The 24548-nt window shown below is 35.6% G+C and carries 28 protein-coding genes and 1 tRNA gene; 5 read left to right on the forward strand and 24 right to left on the reverse strand.

Annotation, left to right across the window (positions count from 1 at the left end; all coding sequences use genetic code 11):
• Positions 1-25: 25 nt before the first annotated feature.
• From K5S59_RS07745 to inhA1, 7 genes are all read right to left on the reverse strand, one after another.
• Positions 26-673, reverse strand: coding sequence for a phosphatase PAP2 family protein (locus tag K5S59_RS07745; protein ID WP_097845385.1), 648 nt, complete (start codon positions 671-673; stop codon positions 26-28).
• 59 nt (positions 674-732) lie between these two features.
• A complete protein-coding gene (gene potD / locus K5S59_RS07750; protein WP_000772504.1) occupies positions 733-1782 on the reverse strand; it encodes a spermidine/putrescine ABC transporter substrate-binding protein PotD in 1050 nt (349 codons plus the stop codon).
• 38 nt (positions 1783-1820) lie between these two features.
• Positions 1821-2621 carry a spermidine/putrescine ABC transporter permease PotC gene (potC, locus tag K5S59_RS07755; RefSeq protein WP_000714201.1) on the reverse strand — a complete coding sequence of 267 codons (801 nt, stop codon included), beginning with the start codon at positions 2619-2621 and terminating at the stop codon, positions 1821-1823.
• Between the two features lie 6 nt (positions 2622-2627).
• Positions 2628-3476 (reverse strand): spermidine/putrescine ABC transporter permease PotB, encoded by an 849-nt coding sequence (potB, locus tag K5S59_RS07760; RefSeq protein ID WP_120449703.1) that lies wholly within the window; start codon positions 3474-3476, stop codon positions 2628-2630.
• Complete coding sequence (gene potA / locus K5S59_RS07765) at positions 3473-4456, reverse strand: spermidine/putrescine ABC transporter ATP-binding protein PotA (protein WP_000720324.1); 984 nt, start codon at positions 4454-4456, stop codon at positions 3473-3475. Before potA ends, potB begins: the two co-directional genes overlap by 4 nt.
• Positions 4457-4692: 236 nt before the next feature.
• Positions 4693-6060 carry an aldehyde dehydrogenase gene (locus tag K5S59_RS07770; RefSeq protein WP_000116790.1) on the reverse strand — a complete coding sequence of 456 codons (1368 nt, stop codon included), beginning with the start codon at positions 6058-6060 and terminating at the stop codon, positions 4693-4695.
• Positions 6061-6231: 171 nt separating this feature from the next.
• Positions 6232-8619 (reverse strand): M6 family metalloprotease immune inhibitor InhA1, encoded by a 2388-nt coding sequence (gene inhA1 / locus K5S59_RS07775; RefSeq protein WP_120449701.1) that lies wholly within the window; start codon positions 8617-8619, stop codon positions 6232-6234.
• A 342-nt stretch (positions 8620-8961) separates the two neighbouring features.
• Here inhA1 and K5S59_RS07780 point away from each other — a divergent pair, with 342 nt between their 5' ends.
• Together K5S59_RS07780 and K5S59_RS07785 are read left to right on the forward strand one after the other, a co-directional pair.
• On the forward strand, positions 8962-9096 hold the full coding sequence (locus K5S59_RS07780) for an anti-repressor SinI family protein (RefSeq protein ID WP_000276217.1): 135 nt from the start codon (positions 8962-8964) through the stop codon (positions 9094-9096).
• 79 nt (positions 9097-9175) lie between these two features.
• The gene (locus tag K5S59_RS07785; RefSeq protein ID WP_000578881.1) at positions 9176-9499 is read left to right on the forward strand and encodes a helix-turn-helix domain-containing protein; all 324 of its coding nucleotides are present in this window, start codon (positions 9176-9178) and stop codon (positions 9497-9499) included.
• A gap of 76 nt (positions 9500-9575) precedes the next feature.
• Here K5S59_RS07785 and calY read toward each other — a convergent pair whose 3' ends face one another.
• The 6 genes from calY to K5S59_RS07815 all read right to left on the reverse strand — a co-directional run bounded on the left by calY (position 9576) and on the right by K5S59_RS07815 (position 14596).
• Positions 9576-10169, reverse strand: a complete 594-nt coding sequence (gene calY / locus K5S59_RS07790) for a biofilm matrix protein CalY (protein ID WP_000053727.1) — start codon at positions 10167-10169, stop codon at positions 9576-9578.
• Between the two features lie 407 nt (positions 10170-10576).
• Entirely contained in the window at positions 10577-11356 is a 780-nt protein-coding gene (locus tag K5S59_RS07795) for a DUF4047 domain-containing protein (protein ID WP_000917480.1), read from the reverse strand.
• Between the two features lie 156 nt (positions 11357-11512).
• The gene (locus tag K5S59_RS07800) at positions 11513-12103 is read right to left on the reverse strand and encodes a TasA family protein (RefSeq protein WP_000172848.1); all 591 of its coding nucleotides are present in this window, start codon (positions 12101-12103) and stop codon (positions 11513-11515) included.
• A 62-nt stretch (positions 12104-12165) separates the two neighbouring features.
• Positions 12166-12735: a signal peptidase I SipW gene (sipW, locus tag K5S59_RS07805; RefSeq protein ID WP_000674073.1), complete on the reverse strand. Its 570-nt coding sequence runs from the start codon at positions 12733-12735 to the stop codon at positions 12166-12168.
• A gap of 191 nt (positions 12736-12926) precedes the next feature.
• A complete protein-coding gene (locus K5S59_RS07810; RefSeq protein WP_098258826.1) occupies positions 12927-14213 on the reverse strand; it encodes a D-alanyl-D-alanine carboxypeptidase family protein in 1287 nt (428 codons plus the stop codon).
• 155 nt (positions 14214-14368) lie between these two features.
• Positions 14369-14596, reverse strand: a complete 228-nt coding sequence (locus K5S59_RS07815) for a hypothetical protein (protein ID WP_000251861.1) — start codon at positions 14594-14596, stop codon at positions 14369-14371.
• A 285-nt stretch (positions 14597-14881) separates the two neighbouring features.
• Here K5S59_RS07815 and K5S59_RS07820 point away from each other — a divergent pair, with 285 nt between their 5' ends.
• On the forward strand, positions 14882-15106 hold the full coding sequence (locus tag K5S59_RS07820) for a hypothetical protein (RefSeq protein WP_000090219.1): 225 nt from the start codon (positions 14882-14884) through the stop codon (positions 15104-15106).
• A gap of 189 nt (positions 15107-15295) precedes the next feature.
• Positions 15296-15368 (forward strand) — tRNA-Val (locus K5S59_RS07825).
• Positions 15369-15792: 424 nt separating this feature from the next.
• Here K5S59_RS07825 and K5S59_RS07830 read toward each other — a convergent pair.
• The 11 genes from K5S59_RS07830 to K5S59_RS07880 form a co-directional block, all read right to left on the reverse strand.
• Complete coding sequence (locus tag K5S59_RS07830) at positions 15793-15981, reverse strand: hypothetical protein (RefSeq protein WP_000516410.1); 189 nt, start codon at positions 15979-15981, stop codon at positions 15793-15795.
• A 40-nt stretch (positions 15982-16021) separates the two neighbouring features.
• Positions 16022-16270 (reverse strand): DUF4176 domain-containing protein, encoded by a 249-nt coding sequence (locus K5S59_RS07835; RefSeq protein ID WP_000771617.1) that lies wholly within the window; start codon positions 16268-16270, stop codon positions 16022-16024.
• On the reverse strand, positions 16271-16468 hold the full coding sequence (locus K5S59_RS07840; protein ID WP_001255348.1) for a hypothetical protein: 198 nt from the start codon (positions 16466-16468) through the stop codon (positions 16271-16273). It abuts the gene before it with no gap.
• Between the two features lie 13 nt (positions 16469-16481).
• Positions 16482-17357, reverse strand: coding sequence for a WXG100 family type VII secretion target (locus K5S59_RS07845; RefSeq protein ID WP_000522926.1), 876 nt, complete (start codon positions 17355-17357; stop codon positions 16482-16484).
• A gap of 443 nt (positions 17358-17800) precedes the next feature.
• The gene (locus tag K5S59_RS07850) at positions 17801-18397 is read right to left on the reverse strand and encodes a hypothetical protein (protein WP_000723768.1); all 597 of its coding nucleotides are present in this window, start codon (positions 18395-18397) and stop codon (positions 17801-17803) included.
• A 157-nt stretch (positions 18398-18554) separates the two neighbouring features.
• Positions 18555-19100 (reverse strand): hypothetical protein, encoded by a 546-nt coding sequence (locus K5S59_RS07855; protein WP_098873286.1) that lies wholly within the window; start codon positions 19098-19100, stop codon positions 18555-18557.
• Between the two features lie 82 nt (positions 19101-19182).
• Positions 19183-19452 (reverse strand): hypothetical protein, encoded by a 270-nt coding sequence (locus tag K5S59_RS07860; RefSeq protein ID WP_001195386.1) that lies wholly within the window; start codon positions 19450-19452, stop codon positions 19183-19185.
• An 18-nt stretch (positions 19453-19470) separates the two neighbouring features.
• Positions 19471-19830, reverse strand: coding sequence for a hypothetical protein (locus K5S59_RS07865; protein WP_120449699.1), 360 nt, complete (start codon positions 19828-19830; stop codon positions 19471-19473).
• A 125-nt stretch (positions 19831-19955) separates the two neighbouring features.
• Positions 19956-20138 (reverse strand): DUF3976 domain-containing protein, encoded by a 183-nt coding sequence (locus K5S59_RS07870; RefSeq protein WP_001178300.1) that lies wholly within the window; start codon positions 20136-20138, stop codon positions 19956-19958.
• Positions 20139-20166: 28 nt separating this feature from the next.
• On the reverse strand, positions 20167-20544 hold the full coding sequence (locus K5S59_RS07875; RefSeq protein WP_048545076.1) for a hypothetical protein: 378 nt from the start codon (positions 20542-20544) through the stop codon (positions 20167-20169).
• A gap of 2 nt (positions 20545-20546) precedes the next feature.
• The gene (locus K5S59_RS07880) at positions 20547-20756 is read right to left on the reverse strand and encodes a helix-turn-helix transcriptional regulator (RefSeq protein WP_086389278.1); all 210 of its coding nucleotides are present in this window, start codon (positions 20754-20756) and stop codon (positions 20547-20549) included.
• Positions 20757-21579: 823 nt separating this feature from the next.
• Here K5S59_RS07880 and odhA point away from each other — a divergent pair.
• The gene (gene odhA / locus K5S59_RS07885; protein ID WP_000197139.1) at positions 21580-24447 is read left to right on the forward strand and encodes a 2-oxoglutarate dehydrogenase E1 component; all 2868 of its coding nucleotides are present in this window, start codon (positions 21580-21582) and stop codon (positions 24445-24447) included.
• Positions 24448-24548: the final 101 nt, after the last annotated feature.

Here is a 24548-nt window from a genome sequence, read left to right on the forward strand (position 1 = left end):
AATAATAGTTTTTCTAGACGTTTTTTCATCTCTCTTTATTAAGCCCCAATCTCTCGGTAAGTAAACGATGGTAGTAAATCGCCATAATTAACAAAATACCACCTACGCAATAACCAGCTAAAATATCAGTTGGGTAATGCACATTTAAAATAACTCTGCTTAATCCAATCGATACAATTAAGATTCCCATCAAGATCGTTATAACATATTTCCCCGTTACACTCTTCAAATTTGCCGCAATGATATAAGCAAGAAAGCCGAATGTCATAATAGATAACATTGCATGCCCACTAGGGAAACTATACCCAAGCGCATCCAACGCTTCATTTAATGAAGGACGCTCCCTTTTCACAATTTCTTTTATCCCTTTATTAACAAGATGTGTTATTAAAATACCCATTGGATACACGATCATCGCCGCATAATAACGTTTTCTCCAAAAAACAAGTAAACTTATAGCTAGCGTAGTTACGATCCCGATAGCAGAACCTAATTTTGTATAGTGTGAAAAAAATGTAAGCGAACCTTCTGTTTGTAATCCTTTTACTAATGCTCGGACATATGTATCCATCACTGTAACGCCACCCGCATGTACGCGCCAAGCAACAATGCCAAATACAGCAAGTAATAAAACAATACATACTACCTCATATTGATGTAGCTTCTTCTTCAAGCGATTTCCTCCTACTATGAAAAAATGCGATTTCTGTTTTAGAAACCGCATTTCCTTACTTATTTACCTTTTGTTTTTAACTCTGTCCAGTAACGATCATAGTCTTTTAGCTTATCGTCTACATCAACAAGCCATTCTGTACGATCTAATTCTTCTTTCGTTAAGAAGATCATATGATTATCACGATATTCTTTACTATGAAGAGGATGAGCTTTTTCATTAGGATTACTGTATCCAATTGACTCGTAGTTTTTCACACTTACTTTTTCATCTAATAAGTAGTTCATAAACTTCTCTGCAAGCTCTTTGTTTTTTGCACCTTTTGGAATTGCTAACGTATCAGCCCAAATTGTGCCGCCTTCTTTTGGTACAACGTACTCTACATCTTTATTATCTTTTGCGATAAATGCTGCATCTCCAGACCAAACTGTTCCGATCCAAGCATCTTCTGTAATGAATTTTTGTTTAATATTATCTGTATCAAATGCTAATAAGTTTGGAAGTAGCTTCTGTAAATCCGTTGCAGCTGTCTTTAACTGTGCATCGTCTTTCGTGCTGTTTGAGAATCCATGCTTCTTAAGACCCATTCCTAACACTTCACGAGAATCATTTAATAAAGTTACATGCCCTTTATATTTCTCATTCCATAGGTCAGCCCAGCTTGTAGGAGCTTCTTTCACATACTTTTTATTGTACGCAATACCTGTTACGCCCCAAGTATATACTAAAGAATATTTATTCTCTGGATCAAACGCAGGTGTTTTGAAATTAGAAACCATATTTTCGATATTTGGGATATTCTTTTTATCTAACGGCGCTAATAAATCCATTTTTGCCATTGTTTTAACCATGTAATCAGATGGCTGAATTAAATCATACTTTGCGCCACCAGCTTGTAATTTCGCGAGCATTTCTTCGTTACTTGCGTACTTATCATAGTTAACTTTCACGTTATATTTCTTTTCAAAATCTCTTAGCACTTGCTCATCAAAATTGTCAGCCCAGCTATAAATGTTTAACTCTTCTTTCTTTTCACCACAACCAGCAAGTACACCAGCTACAAGACTAAAGCTAATTGCTGCGCCGGCTAATCTTTTCATTAATTTCATCGGTTTATTACCCCCTCGTACTTTCTATATCGTTCGTATTATAAAGGAAGGTGTCCTCCAGAGTTTTCTTCACCATCTGCACCTTTGTTACGGAAGATTTCAGATAGAACCATTAATCCTACGATTGCTACAATTAAAATTGTAGAAAGTGCATTAATTTCTGGTGATACTCCGCGCTTAACCATACTGTAAATGTATAATGGCAATGTTGTTGATCCTGGTCCTGATACGAAGAAACTAATTACAAAATCATCAATTGATAATGTGAATGTTAATAATGCGGCTGAAATAACTCCTGGTGCAATTGCTGGGAACGTTACATAACGAAACGTTTGCCACGGCGTTGCGCCTAAATCATTCGCAGCCTCTTCTAAATCACGTCCCATACCAGAAAGACGTGCTGCTAAAATAACGACAACAAATGAAATACTAAATGTAATGTGCGCAATAATAATTGTTGTTTTGCCAAGTTCCATACCTAATTGACTAAATAAGATAAGTAAAGATAATCCCATTAAAATATCAGGAATTAAAATTGGTAAATACACAAGACCGTTAATAGCCCCTTCATAACGATATTTATAACGATGTAATGCAATCGCAAAAATCACACCAAGAACTGTCGTTACAACCGTCGTTACAATCGCAATCGTCATACTATTTACAAACGCATCAATAACATCTTGCTTTTGAAATAAATCTGTATACCAATGGAATGTAAAACCTTCCCATTCCGCATTAATGCGAGAATCATTGAAGGAATATACCATTAAAACCATCATTGGAAAATACAAGAACAATAAAATTAACCAAGAATAAGAAACTAAAAACTTCTTCATCTTTGCCTATTCCCCTCCGTTCCCATCATATTTATATACTTTCGTTGCACGATAATATAAGTAAATTAACAGAACAGAGAATAGAACAACAATCATAGATAACGCAGATCCAAACGGCCAGTCACGCGCTCCTAAGAATTGATTTTGAATTACGTTTCCGATTAATGCTACTTTCGATCCACCCATAACGTCTGATACAACAAACATTCCGATAGAAGAAACAAACACTAAAATAGAACCAGTAGCAATCCCTGACATCGTCATTGGTATTGTAACATTCCAAAATGCCTTTACTGGTGTTGCTCCTAAATCATAAGCTGCTTCTAGCTTACGCTTATCCAGCTGCTCAATCGCTGCATACACTGGTAAAATCATAAATGGTAATAAAGAATATACCATTCCGAGTATTACAGAAGGGGTATTATATAGTAAATTTAACGGTTCACTAATAATACCTAGTTTCAATAGCAATGTGTTTACAAGACCTTGTGAACGTAAAATAACAATCCATGCGTATGAACGAACAAGGAAGTTAATCCAAAACGGGATCGTTGCCAATAATAAAAGAATGGAACGGTATTTACGATCAACAATTGTAATTGTATAAGCAAATGGATAACCAATTACTAAACAGATTACTGTTGTAATAACTGCAATCTTAACAGTTTCCCATAACGTTCCCATGTATAGTGGATCAAACACACGAGCTATATTCTCTAACGTAAATTGCATTTCCACTGTCCCATATGCCCCGCGCTGCATAAAGGCAAATGCCAATACAAACAGAAGGGGAATTAGGAAGAAGATTAACAGCCACGCGACTGTCGGTAGTGCGAGTAATTTCCCTTTTTTCAATTTAAGGTCACCTCGTCCTCTTGCTCCCAGCCTACGTATACATTATCTCCAATGCTCCACTGCGCTGCTTCTTCAGCAGTTTGATATGCCATTAGTAATTCTGATGTTTTCTCTTCACGTACATAAAGCTTTTCCATATTTCCAACAAATTCAACGTCTTCAATATGTCCAAGATGGTATTCTTTTAAAATCGGTTCTTCAACCGAACGTACCTTTACGTTTTCAGGGCGAATTGCTACATAGCCTTCCCCGTTTTTCACAATATTATTTTCACCGATAAATGTCGCAACGAACATCGTTTTCGGCTTATTGTAAATTTCTTTCGGCGTTCCAATTTGTTCAATATGACCTTTATTCATAACGACAATACGATCACTCATGCTCATCGCTTCTTCTTGATCGTGCGTTACGTATATGAACGTAATTCCTAAATTACGTTGTAAGTTTTTCAATTCACGTTGCAAATCTTTTCTTAACTTAAAGTCTAACGCCCCAAGTGGCTCATCTAGTAATAATACACGCGGGTTATTTACAATCGCTCTCGCAATTGCTACACGCTGCTGCTGTCCACCAGAAAGCTTTGCAGGTTTACGATTACGGAACTCAAGTAACTGCGTTAAACGCATTGCCTCTTCAGCACGCTCTTTCTGCTCTGCTGCCGGTACCTTCTGCATCTTCATACCGAAACAAATATTTTTCTCCACATTCATATGTGGGAATAGCGCATAATGTTGGAACACTAAGTTCATATGGCGCTTATATGGTGGCAAATCGTTAATCTTTTCATCATCTAATAAAAGATTCCCTTTAGTTGGCGTTTCAAAACCTGCGATCATGCGAAGTAACGTTGTTTTCCCACAACCACTCGGCCCTAAAATCGTTAAAAATTCCCCTTCTTTAATGTCTAAAGAAAGAGGTGGGATAATCACTTGATTTCCAAAATGTTTTTCTACTGCTTCAACTTTAATAATCTTTTTCATTTTCCCGTCCTATCTACCTTAAATTTTAATTTTTATATTCATGAATAAATATTTATGTTCTATAGACTATTTTTTGTTTCGATCCAAACAAAAATGGTTGTTTAGCTGCGTTCTCTTCTATTCTTTATGTAGTATGTTTGATTCATTTTCCCACGATACATGTGTCGAACAGAAAAACCCCTTCCATTGCGAAGGGGCTATTATCATACGGCTACGCCTACTGATAAACACCATCATCATTTTAACAACTTTCGTATGAATTTTAAAGCACTTTTTGTAGAAGAGTAACGAATTTTCATATCGAATGCCGTAGATTGGGCTAAAATGCTTTTATAATGTGAAAAAGTCCGAAAACTTTCTTCCCCATGATAACTACCTAATCCACTACTTCCAACGCCACCAAAAGGTAAATATGGCGTTGCAAGATGATAGACAACATCATTAATACAGCCTCCGCCATATGAAATATTACTCGTCACTTTCTTTTGTACTTCTTTATCTTCAGAAAATACATATAACGCTAACGGCTTTGGATGTTGCTGAATTGTGCCAATTACCTCTTCTATGTTGTCGTACTCTATAATTGGTAAAATCGGACCAAAAATTTCATCTTCCATAACAGTACTTTGCCATGTAACATTCGTTAACACTGTTGGTTCTATATGTAAAGTTTCTTTTTTATAGTTCCCGCCGATTACCGTTTTACCATCTTTCAAAAATGTACATAAACGTTCAAAATGACGTTCAGTCACAATTCGTACATAATTGTCATTTTGCAAAGGTTCTTTCCCATACTGCTCCGCAATCTCGTGTCGTAATGCCTCGATTAACTGTCCTTTCACCGAAGTATGCACATACATATAATCAGGCGCTACACACGTTTGCCCTGCATTTAAAAATTTCCCCCACACAATTCTTCTTGCTGTTACATCTATTTTTGCATCTTTATGTACAATACACGGGCTTTTTCCGCCAAGTTCTAACGTGAGTGGCGTCAACCGTTTCGCTGCTGCTTCCATCACAACTTTTCCAACACCAACACTACCTGTAAAGAAAATATAATCAAACGGTTCCCGTAGCAATTCCGTACTCTCTTCTACACCACCTTCTACTACCGCTACAAGCTCTTCTTGGAATATTTCCTCTAACATTCTCATAAGCACTTTGGAAACGTTTGGCGTTAGCTCTGACGGCTTTAAAACGATTGTATTTCCAGCCGCCAACGCTCCTACAAGAGGTGCAATTGCTAATTGAAACGGATAGTTCCACGGTGCAATAATAAGTGTCACACCGTACGGTTCAGGCACTACTTTCCCCTTTGATCCAAAATGAGTGAGTGCTGTTCGAACACGCTTCGGTTTACTCCACGATGAAATATGCTTCAATTGAAAGGAAATTTCTTTTAATACATATCCAACTTCCGTTGTAAACGACTCATGAACTGACTTATTTAAATCTAATTTCAATGCCTGAAATATTTCTTCTTCAAAGCGCTGAATGCCTTCATAAAGCTTCTTCAAATTATTCTTTCTCACTTCTATACTTCTCGTATGACCATTATAAAAATATGCCTTTTGTTTATTTACAATAGAAGAAACACTCATTCATTCACCTTCTCCCACTATTTTTATCCAATTCTTTCATTATTTATATAGACTTCATATTTAATAAATTTCTATTCATAAAGTTACATTATATATAATTTCTTCTTTTATATAAAATTCATTGCTCACAAAAAAACTACCGAAAGAAAATCTTTCGGTAGTTTTACTATATTAACGATATAAACGAACAGCACCTGCAGAATTATCATCGGCTTGTCCTACTACTTCAAACTTCAGGCCAAGATTCGGTAAAATACGTCCTGCATCTGGAATCTGTTTATTAATATACGTTTTCGAATCATCAAACTTCGGTACGCCTGCTAAGCCATTATACGTATACGTTCCGCGCGTTGGAGATACAACTTTCCAAGCCGGCGTTTTATCGAATGAGAACGCCGCATCAGCGATTTGGAATCGTGTACTACTTGCTACTGTTGGTTTACCGTTTAAAGTTCCAACAATTGCTTCTGGATGAGAATCAACTACGCCAAGGAAACCATGTCCTGGATGTAAACCAACCCAGTTATCTGTATAAGCTGAGTCTGCATACCATACAACCATACCTGTGTTGTATTCTGGACCACGAGCATATTTCAATGCGTTATCTGAACCAACATAGTTTCTCCACTCTACATAATAGTTATGTTTCTTCTTCTCTGTTCCATTAGATACAGCGAACCCATCTAATTTGAACTGCGGTGTACCTTCTGCATCATCAGAGAATACTACTTTACCGTCTACATTTAGTGATGCATTATCAAGTAGGAAACCGTTTAATGCTAAACCACCATCTGTAATGTACTCAAATGTTAATTTTACTTTCTTGCCTTTGAATTGGCTTAAATCGTATGATTTGTCAATCCATTTTCCATTTGTTGAATGTGCATTGCCACTATTTGCTTTCTCACCAAGTTTTTCGATTAATGTTTTTTGGCCATCCTCTGTTACAGCATGCACTTCAAGGAAATCATACTCTGCTTCAATTTCATACAATGACTTGAAATCAAATTTCGCAGTCGTTGCATTTGTCAAATCGAACAGTGGCGTCTCCATTTTTGTGTGAAGATTGTCACCTTTTGTGCTGTAGTAATACTGCTTTCCAAATGCTGGAGCAATTGTTTTTATATCTTTATCTGGCAAGTTAACACGAATCATACCTGGGCGGTTAGATTTCGTAACACTTTGATCTAAATATGTTGCTAGACCGATACCTTTATTTAATTTCTCGTAATCTACTTCTACGATATTTGCCCAGTTACCACCGATTGTTTTTTGGAAAAACTCTTTATTTTGCGGCGAGAAACTTGTTGGCGTTGTTCCTGCAATGTTACCCGCCCAACTTCCACCACTCATAACAGACCAAGCTTGAATTGGTTCACCATCACCAGTATAGTCTGTATCATACTCATCTGGAAGACCTAAATCATGACCATATTCATGTGCGAATACACCAACTGCGCCATCTTCTGGTTCAATTGTGTAGTCGAATGCTGCGATCTTTCCGCCCCAATATGGAACTTTCGCTTGTGTGCCTTCAATTGGGAATGGTTTTGGTCCAACAGTCCAGCGATGTGACCAAATTGCATCGTCACCTAATTTACCACCGCCAGCTTCTTGTCCAACACCCGCATGGATAATCATTAAGTGATCGATTAAACCGTCCGGTTGTTTTTGGTTTCCATCACCATTTACATCATATTGATCGAATTGGTCAAACTCTGATAAATCAATACCGCTATCTACAGCTGCTTTTAATGCATCTTTTACTAAATCACGTGGTCCTTTTGGCCCTTTATTATCATGACCTGTAGCAGCATCTGCACCGTAATCAGCAGCTTTACCAGGAACTGTTAACCATTTTGTAACTGTTCCGTCTACTGTATAACTACCGCCAGATTGCTCTTCGTAATATTGTTTAAACGTCTCGATTTTGCTGCCATCCTCTAATGCGAATGGCTCATTACCGAATAACATTTTTTCATAATGTTCTTTGTTAAAATCGTCAGTATACATATAACCAGGTTCTTTATCAATATTGTTATGTTTAAAGTCAGCGTACTCTACAAGTAACACGAGTACTTTATCTTTACGAACTTCACCGTTATATTCTTTTCCCTTTGCTGGAGAAGTTGGTACTTTACCATTTAGACCACCTCTGACCGGTCCTGTCGCAGCAGGTGTTCCTGTTGCTGGTTTGTCTAACTTTTCTTTCGTATCTGCTTTCGCATCTTTCACTTTCTTTATAAAGTCAGATGCTTCTTTCGTAAGTGGGTCCCCATTTGATACTTCTTTCCCAGGATTTTCACCCTTTTTGTTCTCTACATATTTTTCGACAGCTTTCTTTGTTTCTGTCTCTGAAGCTTTCGAATCAATTACCCCACGGTTTTTTAGCGCATTTGCTAAACGTTCTTCTGGAATTAAATGATCATCAACTGGGCTCGTAGCTGTCTTATTCACAGGTGTTTCAGCATATACAGACTGGCCACCCGCTCCGAATGAAAGACCTAATACAGCTGTCAAAGCGATTGATGACAAAACTTTGAACGGTTTCTTGTTCATCCCTTATTTCCTCCCCTAATAAATAATATGTATTACATATTGAATTTTATTAAAAATTCAATATTTTTTCAATATTTAGTTATATTATGTAATTTTTTTAATATATTTGTAAAAATTTCATAGTTAGTATACGAATATATCACAATTCAACAATGTTTTCTGAAAATATTGAAAATATTTGTCAGAAACTTTATAATCGCCATAGAGGGAATTTAATGGGGATTTTATCTTTGTTTTATCTACAAAATATTTGATAATTCACTATATAAAACACAAAATGCGATTGTATTATCATATATTCTGTAGCAGCAGTTATGACCGATAATTAGGGAGGAATTACATTTGTACAAAGATAAGACTGACGCATTGGATCAAGAATGGATTGATTTAATACTTGAAGCTCTAGACGCTGGTATCGCCCTGCAAGATATCGAACATTTTTTCCAACGTATGAAGCCATCCAGTCAGGCTCAATAGGCTTGTTCTTTTTAACGAAGTTTATGTTATAATAATGACATCATAAGACGACTACATATTGATAGAAAGGTGCGCAAATATGATTGGAGAACGTATAAAACGCCTTCGCTTACAAAAAGGTATTTCATTAACTGAACTTGCCGAAAAAGCTGGTGTTGCTAAATCTTACATTAGTTCTATAGAACGAAATTTACAAAAAAACCCTTCCATTCAGTTTCTTGAAAAAATCGCAGCAGTTCTACAAATTCCAGTTGATACTCTACTTCATGATGAAACAACAAAGGAAAATCATTTAGACTCCGAATGGACACAACTCGTTAAAGATGCGATGAGCTCAGGTGTCTCCAAAGAACAATTTCGTGAATTTCTTGAGTTTACAAAGTGGAAGCACGATCAAAAATAATAAATAGAAAGAAGTGCTTACAACCGGCACTTCTTTTTTCTTTATAAAAAAAAGCGGGGATTCCCCGCTTTTTGATTTATTCTCTTGATTCGCCTTCTCCTTGGTGAGCATTGAATGTCCATTCTAAGCTCAATGAATCACCTTGGAATTTATTTTGATCACCTTTATCTTCGAATTCAAATTCTACCCATAAGTAATCGTCAGTACCAGCTGCTAAACCACCACTTTCTCCCCATTCAGGAGCAAAGATTGCTTTAGCTAAAACATCTGGATTTTCTTTTTGTAACTCAGCTAATGTTGTTGAGTATACAGGCTCACTTTGTTTATCCCAATTCCAAATGAAGTTCACCTTAATGTGCTGACCAAAGTCTTCACCGGCGTTATCTTTTTTCAAGTCATTCACAGTATACTTTGTCGCTAATTGTACATCTTTAATTGCTAACGAACCGCTATTCTTTAATAAGAACTCTTTCTTTACTTTATCCCCTGGTTTTAAATCTTTAATATCTACAAGCGTTTTAGGGTCTAATGTAAGATCTAACGTCCCAGCTGCAAATGTATTATTTGATACTTCTTTATCGCTAAAGTATGCAAATGTTCCTCCACCAATTAAAGATAACCCCAGTGCCGCTGATGCAACTCCCATACCTAATTTCTTTTTCAGACTCACAATCAATTCCCCCTAGCCGTTTTTTATATTTTTACCCCTTATTTTTCAATAAGGAACATAAAGAAAACTATATTAGCTTAGCTAATATTCGTTCTCTTTTAAAAACCTTAAGTTCATTATAACGAACAACACTATATAAATACAACATTTTTTTATTAGTATTTTCAGTTATTTTTATTTCTCAATATTATTTTAAATTTTCGAAAAAAAGTTGAGAAATAAAGAAAATTGTCAATTAATTTTCACTATCCATACCAATTAGTATCTTTCACCATCATGCGGCCAACTAGTTTTCTCGTATCCGCTAGATTTTGACGTGTATTGTTAAAATTAAGAGAACACGCCGAATAGGTGAGTCGCAATGCTCTCTCACCTATTCGCTCTGTAATATTGCTGTATTTTACTTACTATTCATGTTTCTTACTCTCTTCTTGCTTCTTACTCTCCTCTAGCTTTTTCGCCTCTTCTTGCTTCTTACCCTCTTCTAGCTTTTTCGCTTCTTCTTGCTTCTTACTCTCCTCTAGCTTTTTCGCTTCTTCTTGCTTCTTACTCTCCTCTAGCTTTTTCGCTTCTTCTTGCTTCTTACTCTCTTCTAGCTTTTTCGCTTCTTCTTGTTTCGTAGCCTCACTCACTTGTTTTGCTGTTTCCTCTACTAGTAATTTCTCAAAATCTTGAATTTGTTTATCAATCACCTGTAACTTTACCTCTTTATCAACATACTCACAATTATCTTTCACTATATGAAAACCAGTATTCACATACGAGAATACCTGCTTATTCGACTCGGTTGTATTGCCACCTTTTAACTCTTCTTGCACTTGATTATAAGAGCTTTCTATTGATACATATACTTTTTGTAACAATTCTCTTTCCGCAACTATTTTCTCACGCCCTTGCTTCCACTTAACAAGCGCCTGTTCTAACTCTTGCGTGGAGGTGACCGTTGCTTTTGATTTCATCTCTTCATACTCATGTAAAATAACTTCCTTATGCTGCTTAGCTTGTTCTGATAATTGATCCACTGTTTTTGGAAAAATACTTGCTGTAGAAATTGTAGCCGCTACTTTCGTTTCATGAATGAAAGCTGCTTCTGTATAAGTCATCATTTGAGAGCCTAAATAAAAAGTAATAGAACACAAACATGGCAATATAAGCATCTTTTTGAATTTGCGAGGTGGCTTCAGCATTTTAATCTCTCCTATCGAACAACTCGTTCTTTATCAAGAACTATACCTTTATTATAATAAAGTGAATTATAAAATGATATAAGAAATTATCTTTCTTTTTACATTTCCCTTTTAGCAGAAAAGGAGACTATCATTTTTGATAGTCTCTTTTTCTGCTTATTTTTTTTCCACTCCATCGCCTTGTTGTGCTTCAAATGTCCATTTTAATTGAAGTTTGTCACCTTGGAATTCATTTTGAGGCTCATTTTTATTAATAAAGTGGAATTTCACTTTAAATGAATCATTAGTTCCTGCTTTAATACCTTTCTCAGGCCATAACCAACTTACTAAATCATTTTCTGCAGCAGTCACTGTTTTACTCTTCAAATCTTTCAATGTCGTTCTCTTAATTACTTCATCTTTTTTATCAATATTTTTCAAGAAAACTACTTCAATGTCTTCGCCAAAGTCTTTCTTATTATCATTCTTCACATCTTCTACATCATACTCTGTAGTTAATAATACTTTTTTAATATCTAATGTACCTTTATTCTCTAATTTAAATTCTTTTTCAATTGTATCACCTGGTTTTAAATTATCCACTTTCACAATTGTTGATGGGTTCAGCGCTAAATCAAGTGTTCCAGACGCAAATGTATTGTTTGACACTTCTTTATCGCTAAAGTATGCAAATGTTCCTCCGCCAACTAGTGCTGCTCCTAATACTGCTGATGCGATACCCATCCCTAATTTTTTCTTTAAAGTCATGTCCATATCCCCTTGATTTATATATTTGTCAACTTCCTAAACGGAAAGTATAACCAAATGAACTAGACGGATTGTTCTACTTTTTTCTCTTTCTTTTCTCCGTCAATGCTACGAATAGCACCAAAAATAGAAATCGCTGAATAGCCTAGTAAAAAGATTCCTGGAATAATAAGAAGCAAAGCAGCTCCAGCTTTTGAATTCGCATAATTTAATGCATACCCTGCATAAGGAACTGTAATATCCGCATATTTCCCAATGACATTCTCCGCAAGTACTGGTTCTAAATCAGCACCGTTGTTGTTATCCCCTTTTGTTTCATACATTACTTTTCCATTTGTATCTTTCACACCGATAATACGGTGAGTGATAATTTTTTCATCTTTCTCTTTAAAAGTAATAACATCGCCTTTTTGATATTTAGAACCATCTTTCGTCGGCTCTATCGCAATGATTGATCCTGTTAAAAATGTTGGTTCCATCGACCCTGATAACACTGATTTAAATTGATATCCCATCACTGTTGGATCCCCACCGCTCGCTTTTGAAGAAATAACTACAAAAGCTAAGCAAATCATCAATGCAAATAAAACAAATGAGATAACGTTGCTAATAATCTTCCAAACGAATTTCATCATTTCTCTCCCTCTCCGTTGTTTTATATTATTTGAAGTATATAATACACACCTTGTTCTTTAACAAGAACACAAATAAATAATATAACGAACAATACATAAATGCAATAAGAAAATTTACAATTATTAGTTATTTTAAATATATAAAAAAGACTGTGACAAAGTCTCTTCACAGCCTTTTAACTAGTATTTTATTTTTCTTCTGATTTCATTCCTTTTGTATTTCGGCGTAGCACTACAAATAAAATGGCTCCCAATAATACAACGGCACCTATCCCAATGCTTATTATTTTCACATTTGATTCATTTACTTCAGGCTCAGCCGTATCTTTTTTAGGCATCGCAAAAGTAACATCTTCTTTAGAAAGAACATTTACCGTCGCAATTGTTTGATTATTTTTCGTAATATCAACTGCCCCAACTACTTCACCACGATGAATTCCTTTATGATATAAAGAATCTTTATCTAATGAGGCCGCACGGAAAATCGTCCTCACATTCTTCCCTTCATCTTTCTTAAGCATAAGCTCTGCACTTTTTTCAAGCTCGCTATCAATATCTTTATTTAAATACGTTGCCTTTTGATGCCAGCTATGTTTATCTAGTACAGTTTGCTTCACAAATTGACCGAAAGAATAGTCCGCCATCTGCTTCAAATCTTCATAAATCTCAGGCCTTTGAGAAGCCATTACTACATTTATAATACGATTGCCATCCTTCTCATTTAATAAAACGAGTGTATTACGCGCTTCATTTGTAAAACCCGTCTTACCACCAATGCTATATGGATTTTCAAAATAAGTAGACTTGTTAAAAATAGACACCGTCTGCCTAGATGTCGTAACTGTCGTTCTTTTCGTATTCATCGCTTGTAAAATCTCAGGATATTTTTGCACACCTCTCGTTATCATTGCCATATCAAATGGCGTTGTATAATGGTTCGGATCATGCAATCCGTTTGGCGTGACAAAGTGACTATCTGTAGCACCTAATTGCTTCGCTTTTTCATTCATCATATGAGCGAAATTCTCAACACTTCCCCCAATGCGCTCCGCAATCGCATACGACACATCATTCGCACTCAGCACCATTAAAATCATAAGCGCAGTATTACGATTAATCGTCTCACCAGGTTGAAACTCAATTTGATAATTACTCTTCTCTTGATCTAATGCTAATTGTGAAAACGTAAATTGATCCTCTGGCTTCGTATGCTCCATAAGTAAAATTGCTGTTAACACTTTCGTCATACTCGCCGGAAATGCGCGATGATGTGCATTTTTGTCATACAAAACATCTCCTGTTTTCGCATCAATCGCAGTTGCAAACTGGCTAAAAACATTTGGCCCTTCCGCAGGTGGTGGTGCCACTTGCTCTGGATTCACTCCAACATTCGTCTCAGCACGTAACGTCATAGGTGTCAAAAAAAATAAACAAATAACGGTAATAAAAGCCAAAATTTTCTTAAAATTTACCATATGACTCTCCCTTTTCACTATACTCTCACAGCTTAAAAACTGAGTCTACCAATCCATATGTAATTTGTATTAAATTGGAAGAATATTCACTGTTTTTTACTATATCATACTTTTACGATAAAGAACATAAATATACAATAAAAAATAAGAAGGAATTATTCTTTCTTATCCTTCTCATCAATCAATGAATCTATTAAATTTTGACTAGCTTCCTCAGGTGTAATCTCATCTGTTATCCCCATAAACGACCAGCCTTTAGAATCGACCCACTCAACAAACTCTTGTAAAAACTCATCATGTGTAATATCCACATCAAGAATCGAGCCATTAATCGAAATCGTTCTATTTCTAGATACGCGCATCTTGAACGTTTTCCTTACCATTACAATAATTCTCCCTCTACTCTTGAATAATTATAAAATAATCTTGTATCTCTGTTATACATGATTTTAAGTAAATTGTAAAAAGGATATATTGGCCAATTTGCATATTAAAACTGAAAACCTATCACCATGCAAAAATATCAAACGGTATGTAAATGATCATAAGTGACTAAATAGATCCACATAAAAATAAAACAACTTACATTTTATCACACCAAATACAAATGACTTTCGTACAATAGAATGGAATATACTAGAAGAAACCTTAACATGAGGAGGCACTCTATGGCGCGTTGTACGTATTGTAAAACGAAATGGAAAGTAAAAGATGTATGGTCGATACTCGTGACATTTGAAAAAGATTGTCCGTATTGTTTTGGAAGGCAGTATCTATCAAAGAAAACATTGAACGCTATGCCAGAACTTATTAGCTTACCTTTACATTTCTTATTCCCTTTTCTTGTCGATTTAAGTGATGAGGGTCCTTTAGATTGGTATCGAAAAAAATAATATAACCGCTTTATTCGAACTCACTTTTCAGTACATTCTCTACTTAATATATTCCTTAATACACGACTAGCATGATTCAAAATACTTTCCCTTCAAAGTTTAATATAAAAACATTGTAAAATTTCAGTTAATTATATATAATTACTTTAGCATAAAGATTAAAGATGCTGTTACATACGCATTGTTGAAGATCCCGTAGCTCAGCAGGGAGAGCGCCACCTTGACAGGGTGGAGGTCGTGAGTTCGAGCCTCTCCGGGGTCATAAAACCTAATAGTATCAAGGCTTGAGGGGGTATTCTCAAAAGCTAAAACTGTGGAGGTCTCCATCAGAAACCACAAGTTAACAGAGGACTACTTCTAGTCAGCAAACCAGCTGGCTCAGGGGGGCGTCCTCTTTTTTGTTTCCATAAAACTGAGAAAGGACTGAAAAGAAAATGCTACTTAAGTTTGTATAGTAATTAAAATTATAGTTTTTACACTCATTGAAATCAGTTAGATAACTCTTAAGACTACCGTTTATCTAACTCAGATCCCTATCCCCCCTTCAGATATCCTAATTTAACGATACTCTACTTAGCAATTCTATACAAAAAATAAAGCAAGGAGTTCTCCCTGCTTCTGTTAGCTTCTTTTATTGAGATGATTAACCACCAATATTCTTATCTGCCATTCTATACAATTTATATCTATTTTGCCCTCTTCTTTTTTCGATTTCTAAATATAACCTCTAACACTACTACTGTGGTGAATCCTACAGTTAGTTGTAAACCTGTAAACAGCAGTTTATCATTTAGAGGAATATCAGGTGCACTCCACAGTAACGCTGGAGGAATAAGGATACCAATAATTACAATAATTCTCATTATCTTCCCCATTTTGTTTCTCCTATCATATCCTTAAGATTTACGTTTCTTTTTACAATTCTACTAATTTCTCACGTAGAACCAATTCACTCTCAGTCATATACCCTCTATGCATTTCCTCTATAATTTTATCATGATTAAAACATAATACTTTTTCATCACCTAGATAGCCAACTGGGTGAGGAACACCTATATAATCAAAATCACGATTATCCGCTGAAGTAACCATTCTTCCAATAATCATCACAAATTGTTCTATATCTTCTAGCTTCACAACTGTTCCAATCGGTAAAAGTTTCATTTATTTATTCTCCTTTTTTTTATTGATTTTTTCCATAAGATTTATAACAAATGAGTTCCATACTAGAGAAAATCCAGTAAATACAAGAACAGCCAGCGAGATAACAATTTTATCTTTCCACGTTTCTCCATTTATCATAGCTAGTGTAATTAATAGTACTGCTGCAATACATATTACTATTTGTGTGACTCTACGCATTTTAACCTCATCCTCACTCTTCCTTCTTAAATTTAAATGAGAATCCTCCACCATAACCATTAGGTGCTGTCGCAGAAAATCCTGATTCTTCACCTGCACGGATTTTATAACCATATCCACCCAGTATGATTTCACCTTTAACATCTACATCGTATTTACCTAATACAGGGATGTAGTCAGGTATCTTAATCTTTGTAATTTCCGCTTCGTATACTTGCAAAGCTATCATGTTTTCACTTTTAATAGAAAATCCTTCAATCCCCTGTACATAAGAAGCTACTCCTTGTTTGCTAGTGAGAGTTAACTCCTCTCCAAAACCTTTAGAAGAATTATATTTATGAGCTATCGTCTCTTCTGCAACAGCACCTTCTATTTTCACCCCTATAATATTTCGTTGTAAAACATCTTCTTTAGCAGCCTCGACAGTATATGGTATGTTGAATTCTGCTGAACCGTTTAATGCTTTAAAGGTAAAGTTTGCATTATCAAATAATTCATGTTCGGCATTCATCACAGTTCCACTACCTTTAAGTGAAATTCTACCATCACCAAATTCCGCATCCATACTACCTTTTAAATATTCTACATCTTTTTTGGATTTTGCCTTCGCTATCATATAATTCATTTGATCTGCTTCACGGAATTTCTTGGCAGAACGTTTGAGTTCTTCTGAAATTTTATCCAATAGATTATTAACTTCAAAAATCCTTGGTTTCGCTTCATTAAACATTTGATAGAAATTTTGACTGGTTGCACCTGTCCACTGAGACGCTATGTATTCTGTTTGGTTATAAAGATCTTTGTGTATATTGTCTAAAGTTTGTCTTATATCTTGTACCAACTTAGCAGATTGCTCCAAACGCTCTGGAGTAATTTTTATTAAGCCCATAAGCCTTTCCCCTTTTTAATTTTCATATAGAATATTTTACCACAATAGAATTGTTGCAACTAAGAATATTTTATATAATCTTAAAACTCCGAAGTCTTTTTCTCCTCAAAGTTGCCCTTTCGGTACTTGAATTTATAACTTATGCATTCGCGCTAACTCTGTAATATCATCTAGTCCCATTCTACAAAATTATTTCTACTATTAAATACGTAGACCTATCCTATCTTTCTAAATAAAACTAAAGAGGTATGCCTATCAACTGTTTCCTGTATAGTATCTCTATGGAACGGAGCTACAACAACTTTCATCCCCTATCATCTGCTATAACCATGAAAGATGATAGTAGATGAAGATCCTGAGTTCGAGCCTCTCCGGGGTCATAAAAAAAGAGAAACCATATCAACTTTCTACGTGATATGGTTTCTCTTTTTTATCTAAGTCAATCACTTCCCGCCAAACATCTTCTCCAAAGACTTCGCATTGGCAAATAATACTTCTTTCAAGTTATCATCTGCAACAATTTTATAGTCGCCATCTTTGTTTTTCTTTAAGTTCAATGTAACTTCGCGAGTTGCCATGATTGCATCTTTATCTGATAAGTGTTTGACGATTGCTGATGTCATCGTTTTTTCGATTGCTTTTTCAGATTGCTCTTTGTCTTCACTAAAGGCGCTTGCGAAGGCCATTGGCATAACTTCTCCCACTGCTTTTGTTACAGCAACGGATAGATCAGCAGATGTAATTTTCACTTTCACTTCTGCTTTGTCATCCTTTTTCGATACTTCTTCTGGCTTTTCAAATTTAAAGTTTTTCGTAATTGCACTCAGCATTTCTTTTGCCTCAGCATCATCTGTTTTTTCATTTAGTTTATTAAATTCCTTGTCACTCTCAACAAATGTACGAGCTTTTTCTACATCACCTTTTTGTATCGCTGTTAAAAATTCTTCTGTCGTATCTTTCGGATTTGCACATCCTGCTAAAACACCTACGGTTAATCCTACTACCATCATTAACAGCAATAATTTCTGTATCTTTTTCACGTTTATTCTCCTCTTATCTTTTCTAGTAAGTCATCACTATATAATAGTATGAAACTGACATTACAAACATTTTTTAGTATAGCATTTATATGATTCATTTTCTATTCATTCCCAAAAGATAAAGAGCCTTGCAGCATTCCTACAAGGCCCTCTTCTATCAATCCGTATCCGTAGCACAAACTAACCACATTTTATGCTCCGTACTATCTAACACCATCCAAGTAATATCCCACGCAACATCGTAAAACCAATCTGTCCAAGGGTGATAGCTTTCGAACACTTTAATATCTTCGTATCGATCTTGAAACATATATTGACATACATTGACCGCTAATTGCTTTGCGATAACTGGTCGTTCCTTAAATCCTTCATATGCCCCGCCCCACAAAATTTGAGCGGCAATGCTTCCATCAAGTATGACTGCCAGTTGCTCTTTAAAACGAAACTTATATTTTTCTGATGTATGTATTTTTAACTCTTCTAAGTTATTGATTATATCTAAAGAGTTGAAGATTCTTCTAAAGAAGTGCTCGTGTCCATCTTTCGAATGTGGTATTTCTTTGAAAAAATTTTCGTTATGCACTTTGAAACAGCTTATTATTGCGCCACCATTTAAGTTTTGTTCCTTAAACGTGTTTATAATTTGCTCAATAGATGAGTCATTCGTTTCTACTTTTTCAAATGTTCCCTCTTTCCATCTCATAACGCCCACTACTCTCTATTAAAAATTTGTTTCTTCATTATAAATAGCAAAATAAAAAACCAGCAACTGTAAGGTTGCTGGCTTATCTCTTATTCATATTCGAAAATACAATAACAACTGCTCCAAACACATAATGCCCCGCTACCATCCACATACTCCGATCAAAGATCATAAGTGATAACCAAAGCGATATATTAATAGCAGCAAATAATACATATAAAATGAAGTCTCTCTTTTGGAGTGCTTCTCTATTCATCAAAATATAAATCGCACCGATTGGCGGAAGGACGAAGCAAAGGAAAAAAACAAACATTTTTCTTAACGACCATGGGTATGAAGTTACTGTCTGCATATGAGTCTCCTTTTCACTTTATAGTACATATAACATCGGTCTTACTACTCTATATTCATCACTATAAGGCTCCTTGATGATTAAAGGTGAGTGAGTACCTTTTTCTTCTTCTATCATTGTGAATACTTCTGTTTTTTCTTGTAATGTGTTGGATTCACTATTTTTAGTAGGTTTTTTACTTGTTTCGATTTTCTTTGTTACTTCTCCGAGCCTTTGTCCAACTTTTTCAGCTTCGGCAGGTTCATTCGTAACGGAGTATTCTTGACCCTCCCATACTAACATAGGTGGCACTTGTTCTCGTTTGTTACATATTATATAAGTAATACTAGCTATAAGTAGTAGGCATGTTAATAAAAAGAAGCTAGTCTTTTTATTCATATACTATGCCCCCTATCTATCATTTTATTAAATTATATAATATCTATTATATGTAGTAAATGGATTTAGTGGGAATTTCCGGATTTTATACCAAAAAGAAAAACCTTACTCAAGTAAGGTTCATTCTATAGTGATTGATTTATTAAAACGATCATTACAATGATCGCTATAAACATAACGACTAAACAGCCGATCATTTTATAAAAGCCTCTTTTCGTTAACGTCCCACCTTGAACGTCTTTACGAATAAATAAGAATACAGCTAAAAATAATACAAGTCCAATGCCAAAAGCATACATCATTTGCATATGTTAATCTTCCTTTCTCTCTTCCATCTTAATATCTTTTCGATAAAACAACAAATGAGATAAAAACTGTACTCATCGTAAGTGCCATTAATATGTTCAATAGTTCAGTAGCAGATAGTGTAATTATTTTTAAGTTTAAGCCGAAAGAGAAAAGAAGATAATATGCTGCTAATGCAAAAAAGCTGAAGAACATTCCTTTATAACGAATAAGTTTCATTCGCTCATCTTTTTCTTTAAATTGCGGGTGTAAGTAACTTAAGCAGAAACACATAATCATCATCGCAAGTACTGTATACGTTGGAGCCGGTGGTGCAGAATGCGTCATTATACCTGTTAATATCATAAATCCACTCATGAATAGAAAAATAATTCCCATGATAACGAAGTACTTTTGTGAATAGTTCATCTTTATTCCCCCTCTTCTTTTCTTTCATAAATAAATACATGTTCTATCGTTGTCTGAAATGTTTTTGCTATTTCAAATGCTAACGGAAGTGATGGATCGTATTTTCCCTTTTCAATTGAAATGATAGTTTGCCTAGAAACTCCAAGTTTCTCAGCCAATTTTTCTTGAGATAGTCCAAATTTTTTTCGATATTCGACCATTTTATTTTCCAAGGAAATTTCTCCCTCCTCCCTTATACCGAGTATATATGTAAAGCAAGCTTTACGTCAAGTTTCCTTTACATTCGTTTTGTTCATTTTTCACTCTATTTATATAGAAGAAACTTTTTCAGTTTCAGCACGTCTATTTTGAAATGAAACGCGGAACACTTTAAATAACCGTTACTATATCTCCTCCTCTCTTTTTTTAAAATTTAATATCTCCCTATTTGTTTTATCCTTTTAAAATATTTCATTGATCTCTTTATTCTACGAAATGCGTTATTGGTTTTACGGTGTTTTTCGTCATATTTATAGAAACTAACTGTTTATGAAGCATTTTTTATGTTTAGCAACTTTTTTTGTAGAAATCCTTCACTTTCCTTTCAATATTTAACACTATCTAAATAAAGTTTACGATAAATTCATAATTTTTTATTTTTTATACTATATTCCGTTATATTGTTGTATAATATCAATGAAAGCGCTTATTATTTCAATATACATAATTCGAACTCGATTTTATCGAAACATTCTAACTATTATACTTATATTTACATGCAACAATTTTAGTTATTCGTGTAGGTATACCAAATATATCCACCCTGTTTTTCTGTAAAATTACTTTATAACATGAAAGATTAACTTGGGTGATAAGTTATTGTGAATGTTTTTTTACAAAACAGATAAGTAATAGTGTTTGGTATTATGTAAATTATTGTAATAACATAAGAGTAAAGAAAAGATTTACATTGATTATTGGTTCATCAATTATTGAAAAGAGCAAAATGCACCTTTTGTAAGGAAAAGGATTATATGCATTGGGAGGTTTAAACAAATGACGAGGAAGAATACAACGACAAACCCTTGGGCCAAGTTCCACGGTCCGAACCTTGGTTATGTTATTGAGCAGTATGATCTTTACGTAACTGGAGCAGGTTCTGTTGATCCGGAATTACAAGAGCTTTTTGAAATTTTTGGAGCTCCTTCGTTTCAAGATGATGTCGTAACAGGGGACAACACAGCAACACATTTTTCTCCTCAAAACACAGGGAACATTGAAAAAATTCTTAAAGTCGTTCAGCTTGTTGAACAGATTCGTTCTTTCGGGCATACGTTGGCTCACATCAATCCGATGGAAGATGCTGCAAATGGACAATCTCTTCTTGAGAAAGCAATGAACGAACTGAGCGATGCTGACTTGAAAGCGATTCCAGCAAAGACAGTATGGCAAGATGCACCAGAAGGTATTCACACTGCACTTGATGTAATTCATAGATTAAAAGACGTTTATACAAAATCTTTAGCTTATGAATTTTCTCATATACAAGATAGTGAAGAACGCGCGTGGTTGCATCAAATGGTGGAATCAAATTCATTGCGTCAACCACTATCAAATAAAAAACGAACTGCTCTTTTAAAACGTTTAACAGCTGTTGAAGGTTTCGAGCAATTCTTGCATAAAACATTCGTTGGGCAAAAGCGTTTCTCTATCGAGGGCGTTGATATGCTTGTACCTGTTCTAGATGAAATTGTTCTAGAAGGTGCTAAAAGCGGCGTAGAAGATGTCATGATTGGTATGGCTCACCGCGGTCGTCTAAGCGTACTTGCACACGTATTAGAAAAACCATATAGTCACATGTTTGCTGAGTTCAAACATGCAAAAATAGAAGGCGCAGTGGCTAACTCTGGCTGGACTGGCGACGTAAAATACCATTTAGGTAGAGAACAAGTCGTTAGTAACGAAGAAGTTAGCACTCGCGTTACATTGGCAAATAACCCGAGTCACCTTGAGTTCGTTAACCCTGTTGTGGAAGGTTTCGCACGTGCGGCTCAAGAGAATCGTAAAAAATCTGGTCTTCCAGAACAAGACACTTCAAAATCATTCGTAATTTTAGTTCATGGTGATGCTGCATTCCCTGGTCAAGGTATTGTATCTGAAACATTGAACTTAAGCAGATTGAACGCGTATCAAACAGGCGGAACAATTCATGTTATCGCAAACAATGCAGTTGGTTTTACAACTGATAGCTATGATTCTCGTTCTACGAAATATTCAAGTGACCTTGCAAAAGGTTTCGATATTCCAATTGTTCACGTGAACGCTGATGATCCAGAAGCTTGTCTTGCTGCTGCTAACCTTGCGATTCAATATCGTACATTGTTCAAAAAAGACTTCTTAATCGATTTAATTGGTTACCGCCGCTACGGTCATAACGAAATGGATGACCCAGCAGTTACGCAACCACAAGTATACAAAAAGATTAAAAACCACCCAACTGTAAGAGCGATTTATGCAGACCAATTACAAACTGCTGGTGTTCTAAATGCAGATGAGGTTGAAACAATTACACAGTTTATACAAGAGCAATTAAAATCTGACTATGCACAAGTACCACCAGCTGATACGAGCGATGCAACAATTCATGTTAAAGTACCAGATGTTGTTGCAAAAGGCATTCAGCCAATTGATACTGGTGTTGAGATTGACTCACTTCGCGCAATTAATGAAGGTCTACTATCTTGGCCAGAAGGCTTTAACGTATATCCAAAAGTGAAGAAAATTCTTGAGCGCCGTAAAGATGCTCTTGAAGAGAACGGTAAAATTGAATGGGCACTTGCTGAGTCATTAGCATTCGCTTCTATTTTACAAGAAGGTACGCCAATTCGTTTAACTGGTCAAGATTCACAGCGTGGTACATTCGCGCACCGTCATATCGTATTACACGATACGGATACAAATGAAACATATTCACCATTGCATCGCTTACCAAACATTAATGCATCCTTCTCTGTTCATAACAGTCCGTTATCAGAAGCTGCTGTTGTTGGTTACGAGTATGGTTATAACGTATTCGCTCCAGAAACTCTTGTTATGTGGGAAGCGCAATATGGTGACTTCTCAAATACTGCGCAAGCATTATTTGATCAATATGTTTCAGCTGGAAGAGCAAAATGGGGTCAAAAATCTGGTTTAGTTCTTCTATTACCACACGGTTATGAAGGTCAAGGACCAGAGCACTCTAGTGCACGTCCAGAGCGATTCTTACAGTTAGCTGCTGAGAATAACTGGACAGTTGCAAACTTAACGAGCGCGGCACAATACTTCCATATTTTACGTCGTCAAGCATCTATCTTAGGAACAGAAGCTGTTCGACCGTTAGTATTGATGACGCCGAAGAGTTTATTACGTCACCCACTTACGCTTTCAACTGCTAGTCAGTTAAGCGAAGGACGTTTCCAACCTGCTCTAGAACAAGAAAACCTTGGCACGAAACCAAACAAAGTAAAACGTCTTGTTTTAAGCACAGGTAAAATGGCGATTGACTTAGCTGCAGAAATTGAGTCTGGTAAACATGAATACAACTTAGATGAAGTTCATGTCGTTCGTATTGAACAGCTGTACCCATTCCCTGCTGAGAAAGTTCAATCTATTATTAAACGCTTTAAAAACTTAGAAGAAATTATTTGGGTTCAAGAAGAACCTCGTAATATGGGCGCATGGCATTACATGGCTCCAATTCTGTTCGAACTTGCTGGAGATAAAGTGAAAACAGGTTATATTGGACGTCCAGATCGCTCTAGCCCATCTGGTGGCGATCCATTCGCTCACAAAGCTGAGCAAGAACTAATTGTTGCACACGCTTTAGATGTGAAGTATAACTTCCGTCAAGATAAACAAGAAATTGAAGTTTTCAGCAACTAAAAAGTAACAATGAAGATTTCTAGCTTGCTCCCTGGACGGATACTCTGCCCGGGGGGCGGGCTAACAAATGGAGATTACCGAAGACAAAAGAAGAAAAAACA

The sequence above is a fragment of the Bacillus sp. BML-BC051 genome, assembly GCF_019656175.1.
In the GTDB taxonomy this organism is placed as follows: domain Bacteria; phylum Bacillota; class Bacilli; order Bacillales; family Bacillaceae_G; genus Bacillus_A; species Bacillus_A mobilis.

What these genes read in the sequence shown, in the direction of transcription:
- potD (WP_000772504.1), bottom strand. Translation starts at nt 1,782, where the DNA reads ATGAAATTAATGAAAAGATTAGCCGGCGCAGCAATTAGCTTTAGTCTT.
- potC (WP_000714201.1), bottom strand. Translation starts at nt 2,621, where the DNA reads ATGAAGAAGTTTTTAGTTTCTTATTCTTGGTTAATTTTATTGTTCTTG.
- potA (WP_000720324.1), bottom strand. Translation starts at nt 4,456, where the DNA reads ATGAAAAAGATTATTAAAGTTGAAGCAGTAGAAAAACATTTTGGAAAT.
- K5S59_RS07770 (WP_000116790.1), bottom strand. Translation starts at nt 6,060, where the DNA reads ATGAGTGTTTCTTCTATTGTAAATAAACAAAAGGCATATTTTTATAAT.
- inhA1 (WP_120449701.1), bottom strand. Translation starts at nt 8,619, where the DNA reads ATGAACAAGAAACCGTTCAAAGTTTTGTCATCAATCGCTTTGACAGCT.
- K5S59_RS07785 (WP_000578881.1), top strand. Translation starts at nt 9,176, where the DNA reads ATGATTGGAGAACGTATAAAACGCCTTCGCTTACAAAAAGGTATTTCA.
- K5S59_RS07795 (WP_000917480.1), bottom strand. Translation starts at nt 11,356, where the DNA reads ATGCTGAAGCCACCTCGCAAATTCAAAAAGATGCTTATATTGCCATGT.
- K5S59_RS07800 (WP_000172848.1), bottom strand. Translation starts at nt 12,103, where the DNA reads ATGACTTTAAAGAAAAAATTAGGGATGGGTATCGCATCAGCAGTATTA.
- sipW (WP_000674073.1), bottom strand. Translation starts at nt 12,735, where the DNA reads ATGAAATTCGTTTGGAAGATTATTAGCAACGTTATCTCATTTGTTTTA.
- K5S59_RS07810 (WP_098258826.1), bottom strand. Translation starts at nt 14,213, where the DNA reads ATGGTAAATTTTAAGAAAATTTTGGCTTTTATTACCGTTATTTGTTTA.
- K5S59_RS07815 (WP_000251861.1), bottom strand. Translation starts at nt 14,596, where the DNA reads ATGGTAAGGAAAACGTTCAAGATGCGCGTATCTAGAAATAGAACGATT.
- K5S59_RS07820 (WP_000090219.1), top strand. Translation starts at nt 14,882, where the DNA reads ATGGCGCGTTGTACGTATTGTAAAACGAAATGGAAAGTAAAAGATGTA.
- K5S59_RS07830 (WP_000516410.1), bottom strand. Translation starts at nt 15,981, where the DNA reads ATGGGGAAGATAATGAGAATTATTGTAATTATTGGTATCCTTATTCCT.
- K5S59_RS07835 (WP_000771617.1), bottom strand. Translation starts at nt 16,270, where the DNA reads ATGAAACTTTTACCGATTGGAACAGTTGTGAAGCTAGAAGATATAGAA.
- K5S59_RS07840 (WP_001255348.1), bottom strand. Translation starts at nt 16,468, where the DNA reads ATGCGTAGAGTCACACAAATAGTAATATGTATTGCAGCAGTACTATTA.
- K5S59_RS07845 (WP_000522926.1), bottom strand. Translation starts at nt 17,357, where the DNA reads ATGGGCTTAATAAAAATTACTCCAGAGCGTTTGGAGCAATCTGCTAAG.
- K5S59_RS07855 (WP_098873286.1), bottom strand. Translation starts at nt 19,100, where the DNA reads ATGAGATGGAAAGAGGGAACATTTGAAAAAGTAGAAACGAATGACTCA.
- K5S59_RS07860 (WP_001195386.1), bottom strand. Translation starts at nt 19,452, where the DNA reads ATGCAGACAGTAACTTCATACCCATGGTCGTTAAGAAAAATGTTTGTT.
- K5S59_RS07865 (WP_120449699.1), bottom strand. Translation starts at nt 19,830, where the DNA reads ATGAATAAAAAGACTAGCTTCTTTTTATTAACATGCCTACTACTTATA.
- K5S59_RS07870 (WP_001178300.1), bottom strand. Translation starts at nt 20,138, where the DNA reads ATGCAAATGATGTATGCTTTTGGCATTGGACTTGTATTATTTTTAGCT.
- K5S59_RS07875 (WP_048545076.1), bottom strand. Translation starts at nt 20,544, where the DNA reads ATGAACTATTCACAAAAGTACTTCGTTATCATGGGAATTATTTTTCTA.
- odhA (WP_000197139.1), top strand. Translation starts at nt 21,580, where the DNA reads ATGACGAGGAAGAATACAACGACAAACCCTTGGGCCAAGTTCCACGGT.